The sequence below is a fragment of the Paenibacillus lentus genome (assembly GCF_003931855.1).
In the GTDB taxonomy this organism is placed as follows: domain Bacteria; phylum Bacillota; class Bacilli; order Paenibacillales; family Paenibacillaceae; genus Fontibacillus; species Fontibacillus lentus.
Genome location: NZ_CP034248.1, coordinates 132600 through 159011 on the forward strand (window position 1 = coordinate 132600; position 26412 = coordinate 159011).

General features: G+C 49.2%; 24 protein-coding genes and 1 riboswitch. Of the genes, 14 read left to right on the top strand and 10 right to left on the bottom strand.

The window, feature by feature from the left end:
• The first annotated feature begins 78 nt into the window (after nt 1-78).
• On the top strand, nt 79-1104 hold the full coding sequence (locus EIM92_RS00745) for a serine hydrolase domain-containing protein (RefSeq protein ID WP_125081037.1): 1026 nt from the start codon (nt 79-81) through the stop codon (nt 1102-1104).
• A gap of 64 nt (nt 1105-1168) precedes the next feature.
• Complete coding sequence (locus EIM92_RS00750; protein WP_125081038.1) at nt 1169-2323, top strand: MGDG synthase family glycosyltransferase; 1155 nt, start codon at nt 1169-1171, stop codon at nt 2321-2323.
• A 17-nt stretch (nt 2324-2340) separates the two neighbouring features.
• On the opposite strand, the gene EIM92_RS00755 is transcribed toward EIM92_RS00750, so the two are convergent.
• Both EIM92_RS00755 and EIM92_RS00760 read right to left on the bottom strand, forming a co-directional pair.
• The gene (locus tag EIM92_RS00755) at nt 2341-3006 is read right to left on the bottom strand and encodes a DUF1129 family protein (protein WP_164514988.1); all 666 of its coding nucleotides are present in this window, start codon (nt 3004-3006) and stop codon (nt 2341-2343) included.
• Complete coding sequence (locus EIM92_RS00760; RefSeq protein WP_125081040.1) at nt 2975-3343, bottom strand: PadR family transcriptional regulator; 369 nt, start codon at nt 3341-3343, stop codon at nt 2975-2977. The genes EIM92_RS00755 and EIM92_RS00760 overlap by 32 nt, the downstream gene beginning before the upstream one ends.
• Before the next feature lie 306 nt (nt 3344-3649).
• On the opposite strand from EIM92_RS00760, the gene EIM92_RS00765 reads away from it, so the two are divergent.
• Nucleotides 3650-3988: a DUF4870 domain-containing protein gene (locus tag EIM92_RS00765; protein ID WP_125081041.1), complete on the top strand. Its 339-nt coding sequence runs from the start codon at nt 3650-3652 to the stop codon at nt 3986-3988.
• A gap of 193 nt (nt 3989-4181) precedes the next feature.
• Here EIM92_RS00765 and EIM92_RS00770 read toward each other — a convergent pair whose 3' ends face one another.
• The 4 genes from EIM92_RS00770 to EIM92_RS00785 all read right to left on the bottom strand — a co-directional run bounded on the left by EIM92_RS00770 (nt 4182) and on the right by EIM92_RS00785 (nt 7830).
• Nucleotides 4182-5510 carry a nucleobase:cation symporter-2 family protein gene (locus EIM92_RS00770; RefSeq protein ID WP_125081042.1) on the bottom strand — a complete coding sequence of 443 codons (1329 nt, stop codon included), beginning with the start codon at nt 5508-5510 and terminating at the stop codon, nt 4182-4184.
• Between the two features lie 79 nt (nt 5511-5589).
• On the bottom strand, nt 5590-6180 hold the full coding sequence (locus tag EIM92_RS00775) for a xanthine phosphoribosyltransferase (RefSeq protein ID WP_125081043.1): 591 nt from the start codon (nt 6178-6180) through the stop codon (nt 5590-5592).
• A gap of 175 nt (nt 6181-6355) precedes the next feature.
• A riboswitch (purine riboswitch) is annotated at nt 6356-6456 on the bottom strand.
• Between the two features lie 123 nt (nt 6457-6579).
• Nucleotides 6580-6885 carry a hypothetical protein gene (locus tag EIM92_RS00780; RefSeq protein WP_125084957.1) on the bottom strand — a complete coding sequence of 102 codons (306 nt, stop codon included), beginning with the start codon at nt 6883-6885 and terminating at the stop codon, nt 6580-6582.
• A gap of 213 nt (nt 6886-7098) precedes the next feature.
• Entirely contained in the window at nt 7099-7830 is a 732-nt protein-coding gene (locus EIM92_RS00785) for a zinc ribbon domain-containing protein (protein WP_125081044.1), read from the bottom strand.
• A gap of 490 nt (nt 7831-8320) precedes the next feature.
• Here EIM92_RS00785 and EIM92_RS00790 point away from each other — a divergent pair, with 490 nt between their 5' ends.
• The 3 genes from EIM92_RS00790 (at nt 8321) to EIM92_RS00800 (ending at nt 10027) form a co-directional block, all read left to right on the top strand.
• Nucleotides 8321-9004, top strand: a complete 684-nt coding sequence (locus tag EIM92_RS00790) for a GTP pyrophosphokinase (protein ID WP_425464184.1) — start codon at nt 8321-8323, stop codon at nt 9002-9004.
• 200 nt (nt 9005-9204) lie between these two features.
• Nucleotides 9205-9408, top strand: a complete 204-nt coding sequence (locus EIM92_RS00795; RefSeq protein WP_125081046.1) for a hypothetical protein — start codon at nt 9205-9207, stop codon at nt 9406-9408.
• 256 nt (nt 9409-9664) lie between these two features.
• Nucleotides 9665-10027, top strand: coding sequence for a hypothetical protein (locus tag EIM92_RS00800; protein WP_164514989.1), 363 nt, complete (start codon nt 9665-9667; stop codon nt 10025-10027).
• 25 nt (nt 10028-10052) lie between these two features.
• Here the strand turns inward: EIM92_RS00800 and EIM92_RS00805 are convergent, their stop codons facing one another.
• Entirely contained in the window at nt 10053-13151 is a 3099-nt protein-coding gene (locus EIM92_RS00805) for a DEAD/DEAH box helicase (RefSeq protein ID WP_125081048.1), read from the bottom strand.
• 274 nt (nt 13152-13425) lie between these two features.
• Between EIM92_RS00805 and EIM92_RS00810 the strand changes: the two genes are divergently transcribed.
• A complete protein-coding gene (locus EIM92_RS00810; protein ID WP_125081049.1) occupies nt 13426-14181 on the top strand; it encodes a TspO/MBR family protein in 756 nt (251 codons plus the stop codon).
• 90 nt (nt 14182-14271) lie between these two features.
• Here EIM92_RS00810 and EIM92_RS00815 read toward each other — a convergent pair whose 3' ends face one another.
• The 3 genes from EIM92_RS00815 to EIM92_RS00825 form a co-directional block, all read right to left on the bottom strand.
• A complete protein-coding gene (locus EIM92_RS00815; protein WP_125081050.1) occupies nt 14272-14649 on the bottom strand; it encodes a RidA family protein in 378 nt (125 codons plus the stop codon).
• Nucleotides 14650-14687: 38 nt separating this feature from the next.
• A complete protein-coding gene (locus EIM92_RS00820) occupies nt 14688-16160 on the bottom strand; it encodes an ATP-binding protein (RefSeq protein ID WP_125084958.1) in 1473 nt (490 codons plus the stop codon).
• Between the two features lie 94 nt (nt 16161-16254).
• Nucleotides 16255-17766 carry an HD domain-containing phosphohydrolase gene (locus EIM92_RS00825; RefSeq protein ID WP_342772918.1) on the bottom strand — a complete coding sequence of 504 codons (1512 nt, stop codon included), beginning with the start codon at nt 17764-17766 and terminating at the stop codon, nt 16255-16257.
• 434 nt (nt 17767-18200) lie between these two features.
• Between EIM92_RS00825 and EIM92_RS00830 the strand changes: the two genes are divergently transcribed.
• The 7 genes from EIM92_RS00830 (at nt 18201) to EIM92_RS00860 (ending at nt 26348) form a co-directional block, all read left to right on the top strand.
• Nucleotides 18201-19109 (top strand): FMN-binding protein, encoded by a 909-nt coding sequence (locus EIM92_RS00830; RefSeq protein WP_125081052.1) that lies wholly within the window; start codon nt 18201-18203, stop codon nt 19107-19109.
• A gap of 74 nt (nt 19110-19183) precedes the next feature.
• A complete protein-coding gene (locus EIM92_RS00835) occupies nt 19184-21067 on the top strand; it encodes an NAD(P)/FAD-dependent oxidoreductase (RefSeq protein ID WP_246021159.1) in 1884 nt (627 codons plus the stop codon).
• 168 nt (nt 21068-21235) lie between these two features.
• Nucleotides 21236-21688 (top strand): hypothetical protein, encoded by a 453-nt coding sequence (locus EIM92_RS00840; RefSeq protein WP_125081053.1) that lies wholly within the window; start codon nt 21236-21238, stop codon nt 21686-21688.
• A gap of 103 nt (nt 21689-21791) precedes the next feature.
• Nucleotides 21792-22772, top strand: coding sequence for a polyprenyl synthetase family protein (locus EIM92_RS00845; RefSeq protein WP_125081054.1), 981 nt, complete (start codon nt 21792-21794; stop codon nt 22770-22772).
• 255 nt (nt 22773-23027) lie between these two features.
• Entirely contained in the window at nt 23028-23984 is a 957-nt protein-coding gene (locus EIM92_RS00850) for a carbohydrate ABC transporter permease (RefSeq protein ID WP_211344409.1), read from the top strand.
• Nucleotides 23981-24808 (top strand): carbohydrate ABC transporter permease, encoded by an 828-nt coding sequence (locus tag EIM92_RS00855; protein WP_125081055.1) that lies wholly within the window; start codon nt 23981-23983, stop codon nt 24806-24808. Before EIM92_RS00850 ends, EIM92_RS00855 begins: the two co-directional genes overlap by 4 nt.
• Before the next feature lie 130 nt (nt 24809-24938).
• Nucleotides 24939-26348, top strand: coding sequence for an ABC transporter substrate-binding protein (locus tag EIM92_RS00860; protein WP_211344410.1), 1410 nt, complete (start codon nt 24939-24941; stop codon nt 26346-26348).
• The last annotated feature ends 64 nt before the right edge of the window (nt 26349-26412 follow it).

A 26412-nucleotide genomic window follows, 5' to 3' on the forward strand; every position in this document is an offset into this window, starting at 1 on the left:
CCCGTATCAATAAAAATATTGCTCTGTCCGTTTTCTGGTTACAATAAATATAACAAGCCGAGAAAGGGAGGTATTGACATGCAGCCGACCAGCAGCATTCCCACTTCTTCTAATACTTCATACATCGCAGCCGCATCCCGCTCTTATCCTGCTCAGAGCAAGGAGACACTGGAGCTGCTTCACGCAGCGAATGAAGAAATCCTTAAGCACTTTCCAAAAATGCATAGCTTTATCGTCGCCCGACAAGGCGAACTTCTAACTGAGCGTTATTACAATGAATTTAATCGGACGGATCTTCATGATTTAAGATCGGCAACGAAGTCGATCCTTTCCATTCTGTATGGAATCGCCAGCTATCGTGGAAAGCTCCCGCCACTGCATGCACCTATATGGGATACCATACAAAAGTATGCTGTCCAGAAGCCAGGCCCACACTGGGAAAAGCTTACCTTGCATCATTTATTGACAATGACCTCTGGATTTTGTTGGAAGACAGGTGCTAAAATGGGAGAAGCATTCATTCATCGTTTCCATCAAAGCCCAAACTGGACAAAATATATCCTGCATCTACAGATTGAGGAGCATAAAATCGGCACGTTTCAGTACTGTAGTGTAGATAGTCATTTACTCTCCATATTATTGACGGAATGGACAGGATTAAGCGCAGCAGACTATGCGAAAGAGTACTTATTTGGCCCTCTCGGCATAGAAGAATCAGTTTGGAAGGCGGCGCCTGAGGGCCATTCCATGGGTCATATCGGACTGCATTTAACCGCTAGGGACATGGCGAAGATCGGCCAACTCTGTCTGCAAGGCGGCGTGTGGGAGGGGGGACGGATTCTTTCTGCCGATTGGCTGCGTCAATCCATGACGCCTCTTTCTACAGAGAGTCCTGGTTATGGCCGCTTCGGCTATCATTGGTGGACGACCAAGGTTCACGGGATTACTTATGCTTATGCACATGGCCATGGTGGCCAGCAGATCAATGTAATCCCTGCTCTCGATTCGGTTATCGTATTTACGGCGGCGAGCGATTTAAGCCGCTGGAAGAATTCTAGACCACTATTGGAGAAATTTATTATTCCTGCATTGAAGAACAGCTAACCATATTATTGAGGCACTTTTTCAAGGAGATTGTTATTCTGGAAATTATTCGGAGGGATTAGCTATGTCTTCAGATTCGCCCAAGGTGTTGATTATGTATGCCAGCTATGGCGATGGGCATTATCAGGCTTCCAAAGCGCTTGAAGCAAGTTTTCGTCAATCGGGGATTACGAATATCGTGCTGCTGGACTTAATGGCTGAAGCGCATCCTTTTCTAAACGAGATGACCAAATTTGTCTATATGCAAAGCTTTAAAACAATTCCGTTGCTCTATGGGTGGGTCTACAATGCCACGAAGGGCATGCATCCGGATACCTCGTTGTTAAGTGTCCTAAACTCACTAGGCATGAGAAAAATGCAGCAGGCTATTTCCAGCATAGAACCTGATCTCATCATTCATACATTTCCTCAGCTAGCCATGCCGAAGCTGCTTAAAAAAACAGGACTAACGCTTCCCCTCGTAAATATCGTGACCGACTTTGACCTGCATGGCCGCTGGGTTCATCCAGATGTGGACCGATATTACGTGGCTACAGAGGATTTGAGGACGGAGGTTGTAAGACGCGGCATTCCTGCGGAGCGTGTGCTGGCGAGCGGTATTCCGCTCATGCCTGATTTTGGGCACAGCAGTCCTGTGGAAACGGAACGACTCTGTACACTCGAATCCTCCAAGAAAACTATACTGATTATGGCAGGAGCCTTCGGTGTCATGCAGGGCATTTTGGACATCTGCGAGAAGCTGCTCGCGAATGACAAGTACCAAGTCATGGCTGTCTGTGGAAGAAACAAGGAGCTCCATCGTAAGCTTAAGCAGGTGTTGGGGCTGCATCCGCATTTTCATTTGTTCGGGTATGTCAGTGAAATCGCCCAGCTGATGCAGCTAAGCGATTGCATTATTACCAAGCCTGGGGGAATTACACTCTCCGAATCACTCGTCAGCAGACTCCCCATTTTCCTATATCGCCCTGTACCTGGGCAAGAATTGAATAACGCCCTTTATTTAGAGCGCAAAGGAGTCGCCCATATCGCGAATGATTCAGAAATGCTATTCAAGCAAATCGACTCGCTCTTATGGGATGAGGAACGGCTCGCCTGCATCTATCAACAGATTGATCATCTTCGTAAGCCCGAGGCCGCGGATATTATCGTTAAGGACATTGTAGAACAGTGGTTTACGCCTGCTCCCATGCTGGTCGGCGGCCAATCCTTCATACTGTAGCTCTATTGTTAGATGTATTAATGATTTCGCATAAAAATAAACTTCTGACCAGCCAGCCCGACAGCGAACAACAATAGGCTGACCCATGGTGTCACTTCAAACGCAGGCAGCTTATCATGCAAAAAAACCGCGGATAATATGACCGCAAGCATATAAGCAGAATATACCGCGATTATTTTCAAATTAAAGGCATAGCCCTTGCCCTCTTTTTTGACGCTTTCCCGCTTCAGAAACCTAAGCACTAGCTCGATGACGGCGATCGAAGCGAATATAAGCATTAATACGGTGAATAAGCTTATTCGATTAAACATTCCTGACTTGGCACCGAATAGGATGGATATAAAACCAAACAGAGCCTGCACTGCAAACATCCAGGTCAAGGCAATCCATGGGATCATGGCGTAATTAGAAATTTTCTCACCTAGGCTTTGCTTAGGCAGGTGCTCGATCAGTTCCTGGAAGTACTGCTCTGGATTCTCTCCAAAAACCTCCCGAGCGGTCTTCCCATCCCGTTGTGCTTCCAATAGATGCTGAGCCGTTTCCAGCAGCAGCTCCTCCGCTTTATTCTGAGCAATCCGGCTTGAGCGCAAATAGATGGCCAGATTGCCAAAATACTCCTCATTCTCTGGGTTCATTTGTGCTCTTAGCTGATTAGTCTCTTCTATGAACTCCTTCATCTTCATCCCCATGCTCTCCCTTCGCTAATACATAATCCACGCTTTGTCGCAGTCCATTCCAGGATCTCCGGAATCGCTGCAGGGCCTCGGCCCCTTGATCTGTTAAACTGTAATATTTGCGAGGCGGCCCCCCGGACACCCCGTCCCGGCGCAATTCCCCGTAAATCAGCTCCTCCTTCTGCATTCGCAAAAGCAGCGGATAAATGCTTCCTTCGCTGACAAACGTTAAGCCAGATTGCTCCAGCAGTGTTGATAACTCATAACCATAAATCTCCTTATCCTCCATCAAGGCCAGAATACAGCCCTCCAAAATGCCCTTCAACATCTGGCTATAGGTGGTCATCCTTCATTTCTCCATTCCTTATTGCTGGCCGCGCGACGAATAAATCGAGACATAGTTCACCGCCATCTTCCCTGTTATTATCGCCAAAAAAAACTATATTGCTTAGCAAGGTAGTTGGGTGAAATTCATCTTGTAAAACACTCATCGCAAATGCATAGCAACTACCTTGCATTGTAATATAGTATACTTTAGGGCAATTTTCGAAGTCAATATGTTCTGTGAAGGAATGGCTCGTCATACACTGACTATTGAGACAGGGAACAAGCCCATTCCCTTCATCTGTTCACGGAAAGAAGGTAGGTACCGATGTCCCCTTTCAAATCCTCTACGGGTCTATATGAGAATGTAGCCGCATTTTTATGTTATCTGTTCGCATTTGTTGGCGGCGTCATTTTTCTTGCAGTAGAGAAAAGAAGCCGTTTTGTTCTTTTTCACGCGCTGCAATCCGTAATGCTGTTTGCCGGATTAATGATCGCCCATGCTGCCGCCGGATTTCTTCCTTTGATCGGTATTGTAGTGGGTTTGCTCTTGAATGGGCTTGGCATTGCCCTATGGCTTCTTCTAATGCTCACCTCGCTGCAAGGCAAATGGCTTAAGCTCCCCTGGATCGGCGAGCTTGCCGAACGACAGCTTAACCGAATGTGAACCGGGATTAGACTGCCAGATCGGATTTAGCCCAACCTCCCAAAAAGCTGACTTCATACATACAACATTTGTTGCCGATCACATATCTAATATTAATCTTAATCCGATTCGACAATTAAGAAACGGTGACCAAGCCTGCTCCAGGCTTGGTCACCGTTCTATCTCAGCTCCCATAAAGCAAAAGTGTTCCTACCTACTCGGATGCCGCTTTTATTTTATGGCCCTTCAGTCCATTGAACAATAAATTCATCACGATAGCGGTAAAGCTACCTGCAACAATGCCATTGTCGACTAAAATACGGAGCCACTCCGGTACCCTCTGGAAAATATCTGGCACAACGGTAACGCCGAGCCCCATTCCCACGGAACAAGCGATAATCAACAGATTTTCATGACGATTAAGATCTACTTGCTCCCCCAGCATACGGATCCCCGAGGACAATACCAGACCAAAGAGCGCAATCATCGCACCGCCAAGGACGGAAGGCGGAACAAGCTGTGTCAATGCGGCGATTTTCGGCACGAAGCCGATCAAGACGAGCAGGCCGCCGGCAACCGCGATCACATCCCGGGTTTTCACCCGGCTCATTTGAATCAGCCCTACGTTTTGGGAATAAGTCGTATAAGGGAAGGAGTTGAACAGTCCACCGAGAACAATCGCTAATCCCTCGGCCCGGTAACCGCGAGCCAAATCCTTCGATGTAACGTCTTTATCCACAATTTTTCCAAGTGCCATAAATACGCCAGTGGATTCTGCGACGCTTACGATCGCGACCAGAATCATCGTCAGGATGGCCGACGCATGGAAAGTAGGCGGCCCAAAGTAGAACAGCTGAGGCGTATGGAACCAGCTCGCTTCCCGGAGCGGCTGCAAGTTTACGGCGCCAGCGAATCCGGCGACAAGTGTTCCAACAACTAGCCCAATCAATACGGATATGGAGCGTAGAAATCCTTTTGCAAAGCGATTCATCAAAATAATGAACAGCAAAACACCAAAGCCCAGCGACAAGTTCAAGAGGCTTCCAAAGTCTGGATTCGTCTCTGGTTCTCCACCGGCGAGATCGGTCAAAGCTACCGGGATCAGGGTCACCCCGATAATCGTTACCACAGAACCTGTTACGACTGGCGGAAACAAAGCGATCAATTTACCGAACAGCCCCGAGAAGAGGAATACGAACAGTCCCGAGGCGATAATCGCACCATAAATCGCCGATACACCCATGCCATCGGTCAGACCGATCGCGATCATCGGTGAAACCGCCTGGAACGCACAGCCGAGCATGACCGGCAGGCCGATCCCAAAGAAGCGGTTGCCCCATACTTGGAGCAGCGTTGCTACGCCGCAGGCCAGAAGGTCGATGGCAATCAAATAAGTGAGCTGCTCATGGGTGAGCTGCAATGCATTGCCAACGATCAGCGGTACAATAATCGCTCCCGCGTACATCGCCAGTACATGCTGAATGCCTAATGATAGTGTTTTGATTGGATGTCTATTTTTCTGAAAAATGGCTTCCCGCTCCATATAAATCCAGTTCCTCCCCAGGTAGTATCTGATACTTCAGTCTATAATTTATTCATGGATCTATCGTTACAGCCTGTAATTAAAGATCCATGGTTACTTCATCTACAAAAGAGACAGCCCCGTCCTCCAAGGAAGCGATCCGTACCAAAGATTCAACGCGATATCCCGCTTCATTCAGCAAACCGGCTCCAGGCTGGAATGATTTCTCTATGACGATACCGATTCCGACTACGCTGGCGCCGACCTGCTCCACGATCCGGGCAAGTCCAAATGCGGCCTCTCCATTCGCAAGAAAATCGTCAATAATGAGCACCCGATCATCCGAATTTAAAAATTTCTTGGACACGGTAATCTCATTGCTCTCTTTTTTTGTAAAGGAGTACACCTTCTCGACCAGGATATTGTCCTTTAGCGTCAGTGATTTATGTTTGCGGGCAAATATCATCGGCACCCCAAGCTCAAGCGCAGTCATAATTGCGGGGGCAATACCTGAGGACTCGATCGTCAGTACCTTGGTAATTTGTTCACCTGCAAATCTCCGTGTAAATTCGGCGCCAACCTCCTTCATCAGCACCGGATCCATTTGGTGATTTAGAAACGAATCCACCTTCAACACTTGATCACTCAGCACGATCCCCTCGGACATCACCTTATCCTTAAGCAGCTTCATTTCTTTTCCTCCTTTATTATTCTTAGCATTATATCTTCATTATTCCGCTCCAGAATAAAAAAAAGCCCAGTTCTCAAAACTGAGAAATGGACTCATGGCAGAATTCACCCACACCGGGGCATTGGCATACCAAACTCCGGTCAAAACAACATCACGAACTAACCGTTGCCAGTACAACAATTTGAATTCTCCCCGTAGTCCGATCATTTCCGGTGATCTGGTAGAGACATGCAGGCCAATTCCTGCACATATACGAGAAGTTAATGAAGATTATTGTCGAAACTATTTCATGCAATGATTAGTAGTATAACGCAAACAATCCATAGAAATAAAGAGGTTTTTCACGGATTGCACAAATATTTAGCAAATTTATAGAACAGACACAGATAAGACATCATCTTAGATGGGTCTAGAATCCTTTGGAAGCAGATTTGAGATCAACGATTTCAGCTCTCTGTCTTCCTGATAACTCTCTTCTCCCGTGTCAAGACGGCGTATCCGGATTCTCTGGTATTCCGAGCTCGGCACGATCGGCGTAAACACTAAATTCTCAGGATCGGTCAGCCGGAGCTTGTACCCCATACCTTCAAACATGAGCAGAAAATCCTTCTCCGTCGGCTTCTCCCCTTCATCCAAAAATATCAATCCACGAAGCTCTTTCGTCTCCTGCTTATATTGCACTTCAAAATGAACGATGCATTCCACGATGTCCACACTCCTAAAAATAGTCATAGTAAATAGTTCAGGCACGGCAGTAACGGATCCTAACCTCCCGTGTACCTCCGTGCCGGCAATTTACACAACGCCTACTAATTACTACGGTTCAAATCCCTGTTCAACGGGCTGTATTTATAACAACTCCGTGAACATTCGCTTACGACCACTTCTATTCCCTACCTCTCCTACACACTCTGCGCATTAAATTTGCTCCGATCCGCAGTGCGGGCACCATTTCGTTCCTTTTACCAGAACTGCCGAACAAATTTGGCAGGTCGATTCGCCTCGCAGAGCTTCCTTCGTCGCAGCCACATGGTCCGTCAGCTTTACGTTTTCCTTCCAAGTTCTTATGCGCCGATCCAGCTCCTCCTGACGCTCCCGCTCCCGTTCAAGCTCGCGCAATCGTCTCGTCATCTCCTCAGGATCAACACGCTCACGAGTCTCCGACACGACCGATTCTTCCTGATCTAAAGAAGCAAAAAGCGTACTTTCTTCCAGCAATGTCAACGGATCACTTACCGGCTCCTGCTTAGCGACAGACTCTTCCTCATCGGGATGCACCTGGACCTGCTTAGCTGGCTTCTCCAGCTTATGTCCGCAATACTGGCAGAATAACGCTTCCTCAGTAACCGTTTTACTGCAGGCACCGCACAGGCGCTCATTTTTGAGCTCGGCAATTTTACCGCGGATCTCATCTCGCTCCTCAGCAAGCAGGTCACAGGTTTTTGCTAAATCGACCATTTCCTTCTCCGCTATAGACATGTCCTTAATCCGGTATCCCTCATAGAATACTTCGCCCATTCTTTGAAAATACAAATCCATTTCACGTTCAATATTGTTTATTTGCGTGTTCAACTTCCCAATTTCGACCGCGTTTTGTGCCTTATCGGTTACTTTCCCCGCACCATCTTTAATCCGCTGTAAAAATTTCATGACATACTCCTCCCATGTTCATAAAACGTCCTGATGTAATTGAAATTATATGTCCCATTAGTCGGGAATTCTTTCCTGTATGTTCTCAATAATTAAACAGCCTTGCAGTCTACGAAATCGTAATTATCATAACAGATTTAACAGCCTAGTGAAAATCCCTGTCCATCTCCCCTGATCCAGCCGCAGAGCCGTAGTGTATAAAGATATTAATCAAAGAAAATCAGACTGGAGGGGATATTCCGATGAAAATAGACAAAAAGCCCTGTTACGCATCCATCTCACATCGCATCGTCCAAGAGGCGCCAAATCAAAATTTATCCAAATTCAGAGGCAAAATCCTGTAAACAAATAAATCCATTTTTTGATTTTGCCGGGCCTTTCAAGGTACAATAGGGGGGAGGATATATGGAACTATTTTTAAACTTAGGGGTAGATTATTCTGGACAGAGTAGATGCAAAAAATAAAGGCTCGCTGTTAAATCAATTGGATTTGCGAGATTTATATCATTGGGAAGTCGGAGATGATGAGCTGCGCAAGTTGGAGGAATGGAAGAAGCTCCCTACGCTATACCAGCTCGCGCTGGATGAACTGAAGAACAAAGTGAAGCTGATTCAAACCGAATGGAAAATTCTTAACGGATACAGCCCTATCGAACATATCAAAACTCGAATCAAAGAACCCAAAAGCATACTCGACAAGTTGGAACGGAAGGGTCTGGAAATGACCGTTGATAATATGGTGAACAAAATTCACGATATCGCCGGCATGCGGATCGTCTTCTCGTTTGTGAAGGACATCTACAAGCTGCTGGATCATCTCCGCCATAGAGAGGATATTACCATCATTGAAATTAAAGATTACATTGCTAAGCCGAAACCCAATGGGTATCAAAGCCTGCACGTCATCGTGGCGGTTCCGCTGACGCTGTTCGAGGGACAGCGCTGGATGAAGGTAGAAATTCAAATGCGCACGCTGGCGATGGATTTCTGGGCCAGTATGGAGCATATTTTGTTCTACAAATATGACAAGCAGGTGCCATCTCATGTCGTTCGAGAGCTAACGGAAGCCGCCAAGGCCGCCGATGCGCTCGATAAGAAGATGCACGGCCTACGCAAGGAAATTATGGGCGCTGCCGAAGCCAACCTTCCCGAACCCGGCACGTCGCTGCCATAGCCGAGATGCAGCAAACAGGACAGCCGTAGAGGTTACTACACCTCGGTCGGCTGTCCTGTTTGGCTTAACCGGATATTCGATTCGTGCAGGCGTGAATGGCTGTCGAAAGAGCGCCTCAAATTTAGTGCGGGTTGTTCCGCAATCGGCGGGCCAGCTCCTCTGCCCGCTTCATCGTGCCCTCGCGCACGAGGCCAAGCCCCTTGACCGCTCCGGGCACGCCAGGAAGCAGCTTGGCCCAAGCCTCGCTTTCGCTATTCGGGGCGCCTGGCGCGGTAGAGGTGAGTGCAACTGCAGACGGCGGGGCAGCGCTGCTGATGGCCGATGTCGGGCTCCGCCGCGTTGTTGCACGGGAGGTCGCGCGCGTGCTCGGCGGAGAAGGGGCAGGCTCCACACGGTCCAATTGAATTTGGACGTCGTGAACCTGCGGGCCAGGCGCATGCAGGCTGCCCTGCTCCGCCATCTCCGCGAGCCACTCGGCGATGCTCGGCCCGCCCGACCGGGGGCGAGCCTCCTCTTTCAAAGGCCCCAGCGCCGCGCGCAGGGCCCTCTCAGCATCGGGCAGTGGCTTCGCCTCCGCCCATGCCGCAAACACCGCCGCGAGCAGCGTCTCGCGCGTCCAGCCGAGCAGCTCAAGCCGCTGCTCGGGGGTGGCCGCGCGCCATGCTGCCGCGCCAAAGCTTGCGGCCTGCGCTGCATGGCCGCAAGGCTCGCCCCCGCAGCAGTCGCAGCGGCTGCGCGGCGCCCCCTCCGCCGGTTGCCACGGCGGAGTCTTGGGCAGGAGGCCGGCGATTGCCGCCGGGCCGGCCTCCTGCAGCGCAGCCAGCCGCTGCGGCTGCTGCGCCAGAGCCTGGAGCAGACGCTGGCCTGCGGCAGGCGTGTCTGCTTCCAGCAGGAACACAGAACACACGGGCTGTTCTGTGTTCTTGGCCGGGGCTGGAACGTCAATTCTCCAGCCCCCGGAACCAGGTTCATACCGGACTCCCGCGACGACTTTTGATCTATTTTCAACTAAATTATCCATAGCCTGCCCCATCGCCAATCCCCCTCCTTACGAATCGGTCTGCAACGTAATCAAATGCTGCAGCTCCTCATTCGACATCTCCGTTAACCACTGCTCGCCGGAGCCGACCACCTGCTCGGACAGTGATCGCTTGCGTTCAATCAGCTCATCAATCCGCTCCTCCAGCGTTCCCTGGCAAATCAGCTTGTGAACCTCTACATTTCGCTGCTGTCCAATCCGGAATACCCGATCCGTCGCTTGATTCTCTACAGCGGGGTTCCACCAGCGATCATAATGAATGACGTGATTGGCTCTAGTTAGGTTCAAGCCGACTCCTCCCGCTTTAAGCGACAATACGAAGAAAGGAGAACTCTCTCCCTGTTGAAAGACTTCCACCATGCGGTCCCGCTCCGCTTTGCCGACTCCCCCGTGAAGAAATGCCGGGGCCATACCGTATCGATGCTCCAAAGCAGAAACCAGCAGCTCGCCCATCCGCACATATTGCGTAAAAATTAGCGCAGCCTCCTGATTATCATTTATTAAATCTAGCAATTCGAGCAGGCGCTCCATTTTACCAGAAGCCTCCGCCTTCAGCCTCGCTCCCCTCGACTCTTGCAGCAGCTGGGGATGATCACAAACCTGCTTCAGCCGAGTCAGTGTGGACAGCACGATCCCTTTACGGGCCATTCCCGCGCTCTCTGCAATCCGTCCCATAAGATCTTCCGTGATTTCCCGGTACAGCTCCGCTTGGGCCGGCATGAGCGTGCAATACGATTTTAACTCTATTTTTTCCGGCAAATCCTTGCGAATATCGGGATCACTCTTCAGACGGCGCAGCAGGAACGGAGAAATTAGTTTGCGGAGCTTCTCGAGCTCCACCGACTGCTGCTCTCCGCTCCCGGTATACTTCGCCTTGAAGGCGGAATGCGTACCCAAATAACCAGGGTTCAGAAATTGAAAAATAGACCACAGCTCGCTCAGTCTATTCTCGACCGGAGTACCTGTCATCGCGATCCGGTGTGGTGCTTTCAGTTTCATGACGCTTTGCGCCTGCTTCGTACCGTAATTTTTAATGTACTGCGCTTCATCAAGTACGATCGAGGCCCATTCGACGGATTGAAGCTCCTGAATATCCCGTCCGGCCAGCGGGTACGTTGTCAGAACAACCTGCTGCTTGGCGCACTCCTGCCGGAAGCTCTCCCCGTGAAGCCGATTGCTGCCATGGTGGACATGCAGCCTTAACTCCGGGGCGAACCTGGAGAGCTCCTTCTGCCAATTGCCCAACAACGATGTCGGACAAATGATCAGCGCCTTCCCGGCCGAAATTCCGTCAAGCAGCGCCGTAATGACCTGTACCGTCTTACCAAGACCCATATCATCAGCGAGCAGGGCCCCGAAGCCAAGCTGACGCAGCATGACTAGCCAGCGATAGCCCCGCTCCTGATAAGGCCGCAGTGTGCCATGAAGCGAGCGGGGAATCGGCTTGAGCTCCATTCCTGCTGCAGAACGCCCCTCCATAAGCAGCGACAACAGGCCCGCGGTTTCCACCTCTTCTACCTGCAGACCCTCCCAGCGGATCTCGCCGTCTTTCTGAGCGGTTAGATGCATCAATTCACGGAAGCTCATCACTCCTGCCCCATGACGCTTCATAAACTTTAACACCTGGCGGATTTCCTTCATGTCGATTTCGACCCACTCGCCCCGAAAGAAAACAAGCGGGGACTTGGATGCAGCCAGTTCACTAAGTTCATCCGCGGTTAACAAGCTGCCGTTCAGGACTACCTCTGCTTCATAATTGACAAGCTGCTCCACCCCTAATGGAGGCGAACTCCCTTGTTGTCCGGCATCTAAGACTTCTCCCCACTTCCCCGTCCGCAGCCTGATTCCGGCTGAACGGCGGCCTTCCTTCGTCCAGCGGGAAGGCATTTGCACCGTGACACCATGTTTCCGCAGCCGGGCCACCTCTTTGCTTAGAAAAACGTACACCTCTTCCGGCTGAAGAACAACGCCCTCCGGGCGGGTCCCCTCCATTGCCTGTCGTACTGCGCCGGATAGCTGGGCGGCTTTGCCGAGCCGATGCAGCAAGCTCTCCCTTACATGGTGATACACTCTGCCGCGCATTTCGATGTCTTGCTGCGGATAACTCCAAAGCAGTCCATAAGGAAGCAGGACGCTGGGGTCCTCCACGCCTTCAGCCCACAATGACAGACGCCATATGGGCTTACCCTCTTCCGCTTCGGTCGGTTCCAGCCGCAGGCATAAGCGGAAAGTCCCTGTACTTCGACCCTCTTCTTCCTCCCGCTGAGCCTCTGGCTGGCCTCCTCCGGCGCCGGCGATGCCTTCCGCAAGCTCGGTCACTTCAGCGACAGTCCCCTGAAAATCGCCGTGCGGCACTCCAGCCAGCAAGCCGTTCCACCATAATTCCGCCAGCGGAGAAGCTCCCCGGCGATAATCGGCCCGGCTCGCATTCAATTTTCTTCCTAGTCCGCTAACGACTTTGCGAATCTCATCATCTAGTACCGCGCTTATAAAAGAATAGAGGATAGACAACTGCCTCGATTCGATATCCTCCTCCTCTTGCCCGCCTCCAGCCTGAACAGCGGACAAGCAGATCGGGGGCATGCTGCCAGCCAATTGCCGAAACCTCTCTTCATCGCCCGGATCGCTAAGCTCCGGTGCCCAGCGCGAACGGCCGGCTGCGACCCCTTTCGGGCGACGATTCCCGGTCAGTGGAACCTCCAGCAGACCTGGAGCGATCCGGCCCCTTAGCATGAGCTCCAGCGCAAACCGGGCCACTTTACTCCAATAACTTAGCTCTTGCCCGGGGACAATCCCCTGCTGCTTCACATGAGATTCATTCCAGAAGAGCAGCAGAGGCCAAGCCTCTTGAATCGGCAGTGCAAGACCTTCCAGCGTTCGTCCCATAAGCGCCTTGCGCTCGCCGGATTTGAAAGCGCTTCGCCCGGAAGATGCCGGATAACGCACTTCCGCGAGCCGGAGCGCTGCTTGCTGGAACGGCCGCTGTCCTTCCGCTGACTCCAGCCTCCGCATAGCCGCCGCCCAGGCGTCGACCTTAGGTTCCGATGTTTCCCCAGAGAAGCAGAACAATACCTCTCCAAGCCATATAGCATAAAGACGTTGATTCATGGTGATCTCCCGTCATTTCTAATCGCCTCATAATTTAAAGATTCATCATACCTCAAATCAGTTTGCCCATCTTCCCATCATTCTCAAACGCCTCGTTTAACGATTGGCATTCCATTTGACATCCCGTTTGCGCTCCAATGGCGCTCCATGAATATGATAACATAGCCGAAGGTCAGCCTGATATCCTTCGCTTGAATTGGGTATATTCATATAGTAAACAGAACAACTAACTTGATCATCCAACACTTAGACAAGCTTTATAGGAGGCGAAGGCATGTTTCGTTACCATATATATCGTTGGTGCAATTTGCTGTTTTATTGTGCCGTTCTGGTCGTCAATTATTTGGCCATGTCGATTCCACTTGGCGGAATGACCACCGGGCAACTGTCCGACAAATATCACACTTCGATCACGCCAGCAGGATACGCATTCATGATCTGGATGGTGATCTACATCCTGCTCGCCGGTTATATCATCTATCAATTTCGTAAAGACACCAGCAAGCAAGACTCCGTTCAGGCCATTTCCTTCTGGTTCATCCTAACCTGTGTTTGCAATATGGCATGGGTTTTCTTATGGCAATATCAATATATCGGCCTATCCTTTGTCTCCATGATCGCCCTGTTAGTTTCGCTAGCCATCATTTACACGAAAACACGATACATCCCGGCTCCAACTTCGGGAGAGACTTGGCTGATCCGCCTGCCTTTCAGCATTTATTTAGGCTGGATTTGCGTTGCTACGCTAGTTAATCTCGCTGTCATCCTATTCCATACGAATCATGGTATGAACCTGGAACCGAAGACGATCGGCATCATCTTACTATGCTTAGGCGTCGTTGCCGCGATCATGATTACTCTCCGTGCCCGTGATGCCATATTGCCACTGGTTTTCGTATGGGCTTATATCGCCATTGCCATCGAACAACGGAATATTTCAAGCTTCAGCTTCATGGCAAGCAATCTAGCCTTCATCTTATTGCTATATGCATTCTGGATTGTACTCATGCGCGCCCGCGAACGGGACTAAACATATTTCTCTAGAATTTCTCTAAAAAAAAACCACCTACATCCCCTCGCGATAATCCAGGTAATGTATGTGGCTATCTGGCTCATTTATTTATTTAAGCGCGATGACTTCAATTTCGACCAGGCCATCCTTCGGAAGACGCGCAACCTCTACCGCACTGCGTGCCGGATAAGGCTCGGCAAAGAAGGAACCGTATACTTCATTCACTTTTGCAAAATCATTCATATCCTTAAGAAAAACGGTTGTCTTCACGACCTTGTCCAAACCGCTGCCGGCCGATTCGAGAATCGCCTTCACATTATTCAACGCTTGAGCAGTTTGAGCCTCCACGCCTTCTGCAAATTGGCCCGTATCCGGTACGAGGCCGAGCTGCCCAGACGTATATATCATCTCGCCGATAACCACACCCTGAGAATAGGGCCCGATGGCTCCCGGTGCTGCGGGTGTCGATAGTACCTTTTTTTCCATACCTATCCCAACCTTTCTCATTTTTCATTGTTTAAATTTTAACCGGATATGTCTCGTCCGGCAAATATAGCTTGATTCTGAGCAGAAGCAGCAGAGCTTTGCAATAATGGTTCTTGTGAAGTTAGCGGCAGATAAAGCATAAAAGTACTCCCCCGCCCCTCCGCACTCTGCACCTCAATCCTGCCACCGAGCAGACAGGCCAAGTGCCTGCTGATCGGTAAACCAAGTCCTGTCCCCCCGTATTTCCGGCTAATCGAGCCATCCGCCTGTTGAAATGCCTCAAAGATGACCGCATGCTTGTCTTGTGGAATTCCGATTCCAGTATCTTTTACAGTGAACACAATAGACTCCCCGGCCTGCTCTCCCTCTGTTTTCGATCGATATACCTCCAGCTTTACATAACCTTCGTCCGTAAACTTAAAGGCATTGGAGAGCAGGTTGCGTAAAATTTGTCCTATGCGCTGCGGATCGGAGCTGATGGTTGCCGGCAAGTCGCCCGCTAGGTTGATTTCAAACGCCAATCCCTTCTGCCGCGCTGTCTGCTCGAACTGCAAATAGAGCATTTGCGGAAGCTCCAGCACATTCACAGCTTCTTGGACAACCTCCAGCCGTCCTGCTTCAACCTTGGATAAATCAAGAATATCATTAATAATTTGCAGCAGTTCCTGTCCCGACCTGTAAATGATTCGCCCATAATCTGCAGACGCTGATGCCTCCTCCGGATCGTTCTCGGATATCATCTGCGCCAAATTAATAATACTGTTGAGCGGCGTTCTTAATTCATGAGACATATTCGCCAAAAATTCCGATTTATGATGAGAGGCGAGCGCCAACTGCTCAGCTCTTTCCTCCAGTATATGCTTCGCCTTTTGCAGCTCCTTCGTCTGGGTTCGCAGCCGCTCATTAGCATATTTCAGCTCAAGCGACCTCCGACGATCCAATTGAAAGTCTCGCAAGATCAAAGCAAACACAATACTTAACCCAATACTGAGCGGCAACACAGACGGCATAATCTCCAGCATATACTGTTTAAAGGGAATTACGCCGAGTACAGCGATATTTATCGTATTTACCGCGTTTACAATCAAAATAGCAATCAAGCCTTTAATAACAAAACGATATTGGCTTCGCCTCATCCATATATTAATTCCTGCACACACGATACCGAGTATCGCCAAATTCAAAAAACCGGCGAGAGCTGCCTCCGTAATGCCAAACGTGAAACGCGCTAAGCCGATACCAAAACCAATAATCATTATGGTAAGCGGTTGGGAATACACAGCCGTCGCAATCAGAAGAGGAACGAATCTCAAGTCAAAGATGACATTATCGCTTAACTTAAAGCCAAACATCATGCAAATCCAGCCGGAGAAAATCATGAGCAGCACCGACAATATATAATTCATCGTCCGCGAGGTTCTCGTAAACCAGTACTTATAGAGAACATTAGCCAAATAAGCGACAGTAATGAGCATACCAAGATTTATTAAGAATGAATTTCCAAGACCCATGATCTCACCCGCTTTATTCAAAGTTAAAAGGTATTGGAACTTTTTGCATTTCTCTTGCCCATATCATATTAACATGAAGCGGCACAAGGAATCATCAAGACGTTTGCTTTCTCGTTTGTTCTCTCATTTGTTTTCTATGGTATGCTTCGACAAATAGACCGACAAAATAAGGATCCCACTGCGTTCCTTTGCCTTCCTGCAAAATAGAAATCGCCGTATCCGCATCCATACCTTTGCGATAAGGACGGTCCGAGGTCATCGCATCAAAGGCGTCTGCAACGGCAATGATTCTGCCGAACAGCGGAATTTCCTCCCCCTTGAGACCGTCCGGGTAGCCCTCGCCGTCATAGCGTTCATGATGGGAGCGAATGCCAGGCAGATATGCCGCCATCTCATCCGCAGGCTCAACTTGTCTCAGAATCACTTCTCCCAATACGGGATGAGCCTTGATTTGCTCCCACTCCTGTTCACTAAGCTTCCCTTCCTTCAACAGCACGGCATCGCGTATGCCGATTTTTCCGATATCATGAAGCAGCGCTGTTTTGCGGAGCTGATCAACGACTTGCTTCGGCAACCTGGCTAACGTGCCGATCTGGACGGCATATTCCGCCACCCTTAAAGAATGCCCCGCGGTGTATGGATCCCGGGCATCGAGCGCGGCCGCCAGTGTTGCAAAGTAACTCTCCACGAGCTGATCATTTCTGTCCGCCTGGATTCGCACCCCTAGCAGCATATGATTAAATCCCGAGACAAGCCGGGAAAATTCGTCCGAGAACAAATCACTGGCCTCCATTTGCAAACATCCGCTTCTCACCTCTGTCATTCTTCTGTACAAGTATTGAATCGGTGTTTCCAGCTCCCGGGTTAGCAGCCGCGAAGCAAAAAATGAAAAACCAAGCCCTAAAAGCAGGACAATTCCAGCCCATTTCCAGTAGGCATAATGATTGATGTTCCAGTCCCCAAGCCGCAGTTGTACCGCCAGACTATATAATAATAGCGGGGAGGCACCTATTAAGAACAAGCTCCATCGCAGCTTGCGTTTAAGCGGAATAAGCACTCGTCCGCCAAGCGTCAGCTCTCTACCGAATAAATGCAAGGAACGAAGCTGCAGCTCTTCCAGAACCGGCCGAATATAATAGGAGGTAAGGTAGAACTCGATCAGTGCATGCATGCCAGCAAGAAGAAAGCCTCCCAGCAATGCAAGCAGTACGTAATACGGAGAGATTGATAATTGGCCCGTATAAATAAGCCAGATTGTTAAGCCCGCTGCGGGTAAAGCGAGGCCGAACAAATGGGGGCCGAGAATTCTTTTTACAATTAACATAGGCAAAAGGTGCGTTCTTAAATATATCGTCTGCATGGTAACAAAGCTATCGATGCTTTCATAAAAGGCTAATCGGATCGGCCTAATCTGTCTAGTAAACACCGCCCATTCCAACCCAAGCATAATCAGCATAGAGAAGAGCATGATGGCAATCAGCCAAACACACTCATCATACGCAATATCCTGAAGCGTGAAAGTGATAAGACTAGCAACCGAAAGCGCAGCTACGAGTAAGCCAGCTAAGTAATTAAGCAATAGCCGAGAATAAAATGTCCTGTACACTGACAATGAGATGCTCATCCCTTCCCTTATAGCACAATTAATGGATGTTACCCTTAAATCAATATCGGTACAAAAGTATGAAGATTTGACACCTTTTTCCGTTTAATCCTAAGTATGAAAGAGAAAAATGGCGCATAACAACGAAAAAAGTAATTTAAAAAAAAATATTTCAAAATGTTAGTAATCGCTTCCAACCGCTATATATCAAGCTTTACATATTTCCCCTCATAACAAAAGATGTTTTTTGTCACATATTAAGTGATTTATTTCACATATGTGTCTTTATTTCTGTGCTAAACTTTGCTCAAACAAAGGTATTCCTTCCTATTTTATTAGGATTTAGGTACCTAAATTTCCCATATTATATGCCCTACGTTATTAAAATGGTTCACATTTTAATATATACAATTTTATTATTTTGGAGGTCATTTAACATGAAAAAAGCATCCATTATTCTCTGCAGTGCACTGCTGCTAGGACTTCTCGCAGGGTGCGGGGCAAAAAATGAGGCTAATACGGCGGAACCTGCCAACAATGCTCCTGCTACTGAGAATACCGCCAACAATTCCAACGCCGAAGCTCCTGCTGCAGAAGGCAATTTCCAAGACGGTCTGTACTTCGCACTAGACAAAGAAGATCCAAAAACCGGCTGGCAATATTTCGTGAAGCTGCAAGTTGAAGGCGGCAAAATTACAGACGTGGAATGGAATGGTACAAATGCAACCGTACCGGTAGACAAAGTCACTTACTCCGAGCAAGGCAAGTACGGCATGAAGGAAAAAGGCAACGCACAAGCCGAATGGCATGAGCAAGCTGCTAAAGCTGAGCAATTTTTGATTGAGAAACAGGACACCAAAGCTGTAACTCTTGACGAAGAAGGCAGAACAGACGCTATTTCCGGCGTATCCATCCATGTGAACGAGTTGTTTGATCTTGCCGACAAAGCTCTTGCTGCCGGACCAATCGAGCCAGGCCCTTATAAAGACGGCAACTACCATGCTGAAGCTGACAAATTTGCAGAAGGCTCCGGTTGGAAAGAGACCGTTGATGTTATCGTATCTGCAGGCAACATTGTAAGAGTGAATTTCAGCGGTGTGAATGAAGCTGGCGAGGACAAGAGACAAAACTCCATCGACGGTAAATACGCTATGGTAGCTAACGGCGGCGCACAAGCTGAATGGCATGAGCAAGCTGCTAAAGCTGAGCAATACTTGATCGAGAAACAAGATCCTGCTGCATTAAGCTTCACTGAAGATGGCAAAACAGACGCTATTTCCGGTGTATCCATCAGCTTGAAATCGTATTACGATCTTGCTGCAAAAGCGCTAGAACAAGCGAAATAATACTAATTCATTTATATATAAGTTTTATATAGCAACCCAGCCCCATGATTACCAGCTAAAGTAAGAAGGTGAATATGTTGAAGAAAATAGTCGTTCTAGGCGGCGGTTACGGTGGTGTCGTCACAACGAAGCACCTAGCCAAATTATTCAAAAAAGATAAAGATGTCGAAATCCAGCTGATTGACAAGGACCCCTATCATACGCTGTTGACGGAGCTGCATGAAGTCGCGGCGAACCGGGCACCTGAGGAATCAATTCAAATTGAATTGAAGAAGATTTTTGCAGGACAGAACGTGGATGTTGTACTGGACTACATCGACAACATTGATTTTAACTCCAAGGAGCTGCGCTCCAAGAAGCACACTTACAAGTACGATTACCTAGTTATCGGTACTGGATGTAAGCCAACCTTCTTCGGCATTCCAGGCGCAGAGGAACATGCAATGACCTTATGGTCATACGAAGATGCCGTTAAATTGAAGATACAGGTTCGACGCATGTTTAGCGAAGCGGCTAAAGAAACAGATCCGGCCATTCGCAAGAAGAAGTTATCCTTCGTCGTTGTCGGAGCGGGCTTTACCGGAGTTGAGCTCGTTGGTGAGCTGGCAGAGTTCCGTGATGAACTGTGCAAGGAATTCTACATCGATCCGAGTGAGGTGCGCCTCGTCGTAGCGGATATGGCACCGAAGATTCTGCCGATCCTGCCTGACAAACTGATCGATAAAGCGGTCAAACGACTAAACAAGATGAATGTTGAAATCGTGACAAACGCCAAAATTACCGGGGTAACGAAGTCAAGCGTTCTGCTTGGAGAGAAAGAGCTTGAGGCAGCTACGATCGTTTGGACGGCTGGTGTCGAAGGCTCCGATCTCGTTGGTAAGCTTGACGTTCAACAAGAAGGACGTAAACGCATCGTTACTAACGATAAGCTGCAAAGCGTGGATCACGAGGATGTATACATCGTTGGCGACAATATTTTCTACATCCCGGAAGGTGAGACCCGCCCTGTTCCGCAAATGGTTGAGAATGCTGAACAAGCCGGCCCAATCATTGCTCATAACATTCATGCCGATGTTAAGGGCAAACCGAAGAAGTCTTATAAACCAGGCTTCCACGGTACGATGGTATGTATCGGCAGCCGCTATGGTGTAGCGAACGTAGGTTTGCCGAATAAAATGTTCATGGTCAGCGGATTCTTCGCGATGTTCTGCAAGCACTTGATCAATATGTACTATTTGTTCACTGTGGCAGGCTTTAACAAGGTCTGGACTTACATGATGCATGAGTTCTTCCACGTGAATAATAATAGAAGCTTCGTAGGCGGCCATTTCGCCAAACGTTCACCTAACTTCTGGCTTTTACCGCTTCGCATATTCGTAGGCTACAAATGGTTGCAGGAAGGTCTTGATAAACTGCCTAAGGTGCTTAAGAATCCTTCAGATATCTTCCTGATTCCTGCTGCACCTCAGGCCAAAGGCGATGCAGTATCCGCAGCAAGTGCAGCGGCGGAAGCCGTAACGTCAACCGTTGATGCTCAAGCGGCTGCATCTGCAGTACAGAGTGCTTCAACCGCAGTTACCGCGCTGCCGGTACCTGATTTCATTACAAATACAGTAAATTGGTTTATGAATATCTTCTTCTATACTTCCGATGGCGGATATACCGGACTTGCTTCCGTATTCCAGACCGGAATGGTATTTGCAGAAATTATTATCGGTATCTTGCTTATTGCTGGCCTGTTCACAGCAGTATCCTCGATCGTCACCGTTGCACTTGGCATTATGATCTGGTCCTCCAGTATGGCCTCGAGCGAGATGTTGTGGTACATGACGGCTGGCGTAGCACTGATCGGCGGATCAGGCAGCATGTTTGGTCTTGATTACTACGTACTGCCTTGGCTTAAGAAACAATGGAGGAGAATACCGCTTGTTCGCAGATGGTATCTCTACACGGATTAAGCCTACAACTGCACAATCGTTTTTGATCTCTTTACTCCAGAGTAATGTGCGGCTGTTGCACATTACTCTGATTTTTAACAATGACTATCGTTCGTTAGTGGATATTTAACCGCCAATATCGGTGCGAAATCCCCTGCAAACCTACTTGCTTGTTAAGGAGTGTTCCTCATGATTACTGCTCTCATTCAAGATGCTTGTCATTTCTTGCAGGGCGAAATATCGCCCGAAACCGGCATTACCCTAAATCTGAAGATAGAGGATGCACTGCCTGCAGCTCTCCTTCTCTCAGAATATGATATGACGGCAGAACGGAGAATCCGTCTGCTCTCCATTTACATCGCAATCAAGCTCGCCCTCCAGCGTCACCAGGATTGTCACCTTCTGGAACCGGGTGATATGCTCACTCGCAAAGTACTGGATGGCGATTACTTATACAGCTTCTACGTGCAGCTCTGCCTGCGCTTTGAAGAGTTCGATCTCCTTACTCATCTAGCTCCACTAGTCAAGCAAATCCAAATCAAACGCGTCGAGGGACAGCCTGACGACGAACGTCTCGCTAAAGGCTTCGAAGTGTTCCTTCGTCTGGAGCACAATCGAAATCATGCCCGCCAGGCGATTTAGATTTAACAAAATAAACTGAATAAACGCTTGCACCAATATAGATGTGTGGCTAAAAAAAACTTTTGAATGAACACCTGCACTTCAATTCGAGGAGGGGAACATCATGAAGATAAATGAACAGCTTGGCATCTCCCTTAGAACAGTAGACAAAGAAATTGAGAACATAGTCAAATTCGACAAGGATGTCCCCCGCTCCTCGGATCTTGCCCAAAGCATTATTGGGCTTATTCGCTCAGGAGGAAAACGAGTTCGCCCATTGATGGTGATCGTGGGGAGCCGCTTCGGCCCTGCGCCTGATGAACGCAAAGTATGGCGCCTGGCTGCGGCCGCTGAATTCATTCATGCTGCTTCCTTAATCCATGATGACGTCATCGACGATTCGCCCGTTCGCCGAGGAGACAAAGCCATGCACATCAAGCTTGGCGTAAACCGTGCCATCCACGTCGGCAATTACATGTCGGCGCGGGTCATTGAATTAATCTCTGTCTATTCTGCCGACCGCGAGCGATATGTGTACGATCTCTCCTCCTTAGTGACAACGCAATTATGCCTGGGAGAATATCAGCAGTTATCCCATTTATTCGATTATGACGTGACGATTGAACAATATTTAGAGAAGTCCAGAAACAAAACCGCCCAGCTTATTGCAGCCTGCCTGCGAATCGGAGCGCTGTCAGCAGAAGCCGACGAAGAGACAGCTGACCAGCTATACAATTTCGGGGAAAAACTGGGCATGGCATTTCAAATTCGTGATGATATCCTGGATTTTACCCAATCCTCGGAGAAGCTCGGCAAGCCTGCTGGAAGCGATCTGCGCAGCGGTCAAGTAACGCTTCCCGTCCTATTCGCGCTACAGGATGAGGCGCTTGCTCCTAAGATCAGAGCGGTGAACGAGCACACGCCAGCCGAATATACCGATGAAATTATCGCAGCAATCCAGAACAGCGATGCGCTGGAGAAAACCGAAGCGTTAAGCCAGCAATATTTAACCGAGGCTCAGCAAATTATTGATCGCTTAAGCCATTATCCGGCTCATCGCGACTTAAAGGTACTACTCAAATTCTTCAGCGGACGGGAGAATTAGAAGCTGTTAAAAATGTTCATATCCAATAGACACCTCTTGTTCTGAATGTAGCGGAAGCATCAGCCTCTCGCTGCATCAAACCAATGAGGTGTCTTCTTTTTCTAAATGAAGAAAAATTTAACGGTGCATTAACCCCGCGTTGACGTTCTGTTAATCCCCTCCATCTAAACTAGGATTGATCTTTGTTCACTAGCTCCGCTAGAGTTCCTCGATCGCTTGATACAGTAGGTTCATCTTCCAAGGAGGGAATCATCCATGAACACCACGGTCAGAAACGCACCGGCCTCAGCTGCAGTCACGACTTCCTCATACAAAATCGTACATAAGAGAGGGTTGACCGCAAGCTTCAAGGAGCATATGCTGGCCTACCTTTTTCTCGCCCCGTCTATCGTGCTATTCGGTCTATTCCTCCTCTATCCTCTGATCAAATCGGTATATCTCAGCTTCTTTCTGACAGACCCGCGCGGCAATATTGCGGCTTACGTCGGACTGGACAATTTCAAGCAGCTCCTGGGCTCCTCCCAATTCTGGAACAGTCTCGCTGTTACCGGCAAATTCGTGCTGCTTACCGTTCCGGGCGGACTTCTCCTCGGCTTGATCATGGCCGCATTCGCTCATTCTCGATTAAAGGGGATACGGCTGTTTCAGTTTATTTTTTCCCTTCCCCTCGCCCTTTCGGTTAGTACGTCAGCGGTGATCTGGATGATGCTATTCCATCCGACACTGGGCATGTTCAACTATTTTCTAGATTTAGCGGGGCTTCCCGCCATACAATGGCTAACCGATTCACGCTGGGCGCTCATATCGATATCAATCATGACCGTGTGGATGAACTCCGGGTTTAACTTCATCGTGCTGCTCAGCGGCCTGCAAGGAATTCCTGAGGATATGTATGACAGCGCCAAAGTGGATGGGGCAGGACCGTTCCGCACGTTCATCCGCATCATTCTGCCGCTGCTATCGCCTACGCTGTTCTTCCTGCTTATCGTATCTGTTATCGGCTCATTTCAAGCGTTCGGGCAAATGCACATTTTGACCAAGGGCGGTCCAGCAGGCTCAACCGAAGTATTTGTCTATTCCATTTATAAGGAAGCCTTCGTGAATTACCAGTTTGGCACGGGCAGCGCCATGGCCCTCGTCCTGTTTCTGCTCATTCTGATTCTGACGCTTATTCAATTCACCATTTTGGAAAAGAAGGTGCACTATCAATGACGTTATCCCGCCCCCTTCGCCACGGCGCTGTATACTTCGTCCTGTGCTTACTGTCCTTATTCATCCTATACCCGCTTCTCTACACCTTCCTCTCCGTATTTATGACGCCGGAAGAGACGAGCCAATTCCCCCCCGCTCTCTTCCCGTCCAGCTTGTATTTAGGTAGCCTTGAGGCGGTCATCCAGCTCATCCCTGTGTTTCGCTTCATCGCTAACAGCTTCATCGTCTCCACGCTCGTCATGGTCGGACAACTCGTGACGGCGAGCCTGGCCGCATATGCTTTTGCTTTTATTGCTTTTCGCGGCAAGGCGTTCTGGTTTGCGGTCTTTTTGTCAACGATGATGATTCCTTGGGAAGTGACGATGATCCCTAACTTCCTCCTTATCAAATCATGGAACTGGCTGGACTCTTATCCGGGACTCGTCCTCCCCTTCCTCGCCTCTGCCTTTGGCGTATTCCTGCTGCGGCAATTCTTTCTGCAATTGCCCCGGGAGCTGTTTGAAGCAGCGCGAATGGACGGCTGCGGTCATCTACGCTATTTCGCGGGCATCGTTCTGCCGTTGGCCAGGCCCGGTCTTGCCACGCTTGCTGTGTATGTGTTCCTGAATACCTGGAATATGTATTTATGGCCGCTGCTCATTACGAATACCGCGAATATGCGCACCGTACAAATCGGGATCAGCATGCTGCAATTCGAGGAAATGACGGCCTGGAACATCGTTCTTGCCGGAGTCGCGCTCGTACTGCTTCCTTCGCTCATCCTCATTGTTCTTGGGCTTAAACAGCTCGTGCGCGGATTAACTGCAGGGGCCATCAAGGGCTAGCCCCCTAGGAAATAAATTTATAGGTATCTGCCTAAAGGCACTACCGCTACGCCCCAGGATGACAGGATCAGCAACTCCCGTCCACCGACGGATAAAATAAAGGATTAGATCAAAAGGGAGAGAAAAAACAATGAAACCGTTCAAGCTTAAACACTCATTATTGCTCGCTACGATTTTGCTTCTATCCATGCTCATATCTGCCTGCGGAGCAGCAGGCGGCGGCTCGGGAGCAACGGCCGACGGGGAAGCCCCGGCAAACAACTCATCGACTTCTAGCAATGCGAAAAATGGAGATTCCGCACCCGAAGACAAAACCAAAGTCGTGTGGTGGCATTCCATGGGCGGCGAGTTGGGCACAGCCACGGATCAACTCGTAGCCGACTTCAACGCTTCCCAGGACAAAGTGGAAGTAGAAGCGATTTTCCAAGGAACCTATGACGAAAGCTTGAATAAAATGAAAGCTTCTATGGATTCCAAATCCGGCCCGTCTCTCATTCAGGTGTACGAAATCGGCTCTCGCTTCATGATTGACTCAGGAGCAATTACTCCGGTACAGCAGTTTATCGATGAAGAAAACTATGATCTCGGCCAATTAGAAGAGAACATCATGAATTACTATACTTTTGAAGGCAAGCAGTACTCCATGCCCTTCAATACGTCGAACCCGATTCTCTATTACAATAAGGACTTGTTCAAAGCCGCAGGTCTTGACCCGGACAAAGCTCCGGCAACCTATGAAGAGCTGAAGAAAGCAGCTGAAACGCTGAGCAAAAGCGGAGCACCGGCCTCCTTTGCCATTTACGGCTGGTTTATGGAGCAGTTCTTTGCCAACCAAGGCGCAGAATATGTCGACAATGGTAACGGTCGTACCGCCCCGGCAACCCAATCCTTGTTGAACACGGAGGCAGGCGTTAATACGCTGGAATGGTGGAAAAGCCTCATCGATAGCCAGGCTGCAATCAACCTGGGGCGTAAAACCGATGACACGAAGAAAGCCTTTGTCGCCGGACAGGTCAGCATGACGCTGGACTCCACGGCGGGACTCCGGGGGATCGTAGACAGTGTTGGCGATAAATTCGAGGTCGGTACCGCGTTTCTCCCTAACCCCGAAGGCGCCTCTGACGGTGGCGTCATTATCGGCGGAGCAAGCCTCTGGATTCTCAACAATAAACCGGAAGCGGAGCAAAAGGCGGCCTGGGAGTTCATTAAGTTCCTTGCCGAGCCGCAAACGCAAGCGAAATGGCATATTTCCACCGGATATTTCCCTATTACGAAGAAGGCTTATGACGAGCAAATCGTCCAGGATAATTTGACGAAATATCCGCAGTTCCAAACGGCCGTCGATCAGCTGCATGCCAGCAAGCCTAGCCTGGCAACGCAGGGAGCCGTAATGGGCGTGTTCCCGGAAGCCCGCCAAATCGTGGAGAGTGCGATCGAAGAAGCGCTAGGCGGCAGCAAGTCCGCCAAGCAGGCGCTGGACGATGCCGCCAAATCGATTACGGATAAAATTGGCAACTATAATAGAACAGTGCAAAAGTGACGGAATGCAATGAAGCTCCCCTCCACAGACGTGGAAGGGAGCTGTTTTTTGCGCTAAACTAGGA

Excerpts from the sequence above, each read along its gene's own strand:
- EIM92_RS00745 (WP_125081037.1), top strand. The coding sequence starts at position 79 with ATGCAGCCGACCAGCAGCATTCCCACTTCTTCTAATACTTCATACATC.
- EIM92_RS00750 (WP_125081038.1), top strand. The coding sequence starts at position 1,169 with ATGTCTTCAGATTCGCCCAAGGTGTTGATTATGTATGCCAGCTATGGC.
- EIM92_RS00755 (WP_164514988.1), bottom strand. The coding sequence starts at position 3,006 with ATGAAGATGAAGGAGTTCATAGAAGAGACTAATCAGCTAAGAGCACAA.
- EIM92_RS00760 (WP_125081040.1), bottom strand. The coding sequence starts at position 3,343 with ATGACCACCTATAGCCAGATGTTGAAGGGCATTTTGGAGGGCTGTATT.
- EIM92_RS00765 (WP_125081041.1), top strand. The coding sequence starts at position 3,650 with ATGTCCCCTTTCAAATCCTCTACGGGTCTATATGAGAATGTAGCCGCA.
- EIM92_RS00770 (WP_125081042.1), bottom strand. The coding sequence starts at position 5,510 with ATGGAGCGGGAAGCCATTTTTCAGAAAAATAGACATCCAATCAAAACA.
- EIM92_RS00775 (WP_125081043.1), bottom strand. The coding sequence starts at position 6,180 with ATGAAGCTGCTTAAGGATAAGGTGATGTCCGAGGGGATCGTGCTGAGT.
- EIM92_RS00785 (WP_125081044.1), bottom strand. The coding sequence starts at position 7,830 with ATGAAATTTTTACAGCGGATTAAAGATGGTGCGGGGAAAGTAACCGAT.
- EIM92_RS00800 (WP_164514989.1), top strand. The coding sequence starts at position 9,665 with ATGCTGCCGCGCCAAAGCTTGCGGCCTGCGCTGCATGGCCGCAAGGCT.
- EIM92_RS00805 (WP_125081048.1), bottom strand. The coding sequence starts at position 13,151 with ATGAATCAACGTCTTTATGCTATATGGCTTGGAGAGGTATTGTTCTGC.
- EIM92_RS00810 (WP_125081049.1), top strand. The coding sequence starts at position 13,426 with ATGTTTCGTTACCATATATATCGTTGGTGCAATTTGCTGTTTTATTGT.
- EIM92_RS00815 (WP_125081050.1), bottom strand. The coding sequence starts at position 14,649 with ATGGAAAAAAAGGTACTATCGACACCCGCAGCACCGGGAGCCATCGGG.
- EIM92_RS00820 (WP_125084958.1), bottom strand. The coding sequence starts at position 16,160 with ATGGGTCTTGGAAATTCATTCTTAATAAATCTTGGTATGCTCATTACT.
- EIM92_RS00830 (WP_125081052.1), top strand. The coding sequence starts at position 18,201 with ATGAAAAAAGCATCCATTATTCTCTGCAGTGCACTGCTGCTAGGACTT.
- EIM92_RS00835 (WP_246021159.1), top strand. The coding sequence starts at position 19,184 with ATGTTGAAGAAAATAGTCGTTCTAGGCGGCGGTTACGGTGGTGTCGTC.
- EIM92_RS00840 (WP_125081053.1), top strand. The coding sequence starts at position 21,236 with ATGATTACTGCTCTCATTCAAGATGCTTGTCATTTCTTGCAGGGCGAA.
- EIM92_RS00845 (WP_125081054.1), top strand. The coding sequence starts at position 21,792 with ATGAAGATAAATGAACAGCTTGGCATCTCCCTTAGAACAGTAGACAAA.
- EIM92_RS00850 (WP_211344409.1), top strand. The coding sequence starts at position 23,028 with ATGAACACCACGGTCAGAAACGCACCGGCCTCAGCTGCAGTCACGACT.
- EIM92_RS00855 (WP_125081055.1), top strand. The coding sequence starts at position 23,981 with ATGACGTTATCCCGCCCCCTTCGCCACGGCGCTGTATACTTCGTCCTG.
- EIM92_RS00860 (WP_211344410.1), top strand. The coding sequence starts at position 24,939 with ATGAAACCGTTCAAGCTTAAACACTCATTATTGCTCGCTACGATTTTG.